General features: G+C 32.0%; 1 pseudogene. It reads left to right on the forward strand.

Going from position 1 to position 1016, the window contains the following annotated elements:
• Window positions 1-57: 57 nt before the first annotated feature.
• Window positions 58-671 (forward strand): annotated as a pseudogene (locus tag J2S19_RS23630) (DUF1672 family protein).
• Window positions 672-1016 lie beyond the last annotated feature (345 nt).

A 1016-nucleotide genomic window follows, 5' to 3' on the forward strand; every position in this document is an offset into this window, starting at 1 on the left:
ACTTATAAAACAGAAGTAAAAGTACATAATGTAGTAGGCTCGCAGGATGCAGCAACAGTGTTTGTGGAATCGGTGGGGGAACCGCATTTTTATACGTACGCAGTTGTGCCGATTGAGAACAAAAGAAAGAAGTAAAACTTGATAATGTTTTTACACAGGAAGGGCAAGTTGAGAATGCGATTAAGTCAGGTGTATTTGCGATGCTATATAATCAAGAAATAGCTACATTAGATGCATATATAAATCAAGTAATTAACGAATATCCGGTAGTGGGAATAACTGAAGAGGCCCTTAGAAAGGTAAGAGCAAGCGGGTATAGTACACCTTATTACTATATACATACTTATGGAGACTCTTTTGATGAATTATTCTCTTTTTACATGCAAAACCCAAAAGTCGAAATAGATGAATTACAAAATAAATTCAATAACTTAAAGTATCCTACTGAGGCTATTACATATACAATTTATTTGTATATGAAAGAAGAAAGTTCTAAACCTGACAAAGCAATCTTCAATAAAATCGTTGAGGGTCTTGAAAATATGGAAGGTATTCCGAAAGGTAGTTATTCAGTTATATTGAATGACAATTTAATTGACAAGGTTACTTCGATTGGTATCAAGGATAACTCGTTAGAACGCTCAGATCCTGATCCAATAATAATAAAATAGAAAGGAGCATATCATTGGATTCGACACAAGAAATTAAAACGAAGATTAATATTGATATTTATTATACAAATGATAGAGATTTAGTTGAACTTGATCATCTACGTCGGCACTGATATTGAGGTAATAAATGGTATGCAAGACCTCATTACACATGACCAGCTTCTTAGCTATTATCTCATGACCTCATTAAATGCAAGAAAAAAATATTAACATTACCACTAGTCAGTAGATTAATCTCTCCAGAACAAATCCACTAGTATTAAATCACTATATAAACATATTTTACACTACATTTGTACTGTTTTTTGGCAATATCACCATAATTAATAAGTATACAAAGAAATA

This window comes from Metabacillus malikii (assembly GCF_030813355.1).
In the GTDB taxonomy this organism is placed as follows: domain Bacteria; phylum Bacillota; class Bacilli; order Bacillales; family Bacillaceae; genus Metabacillus; species Metabacillus malikii.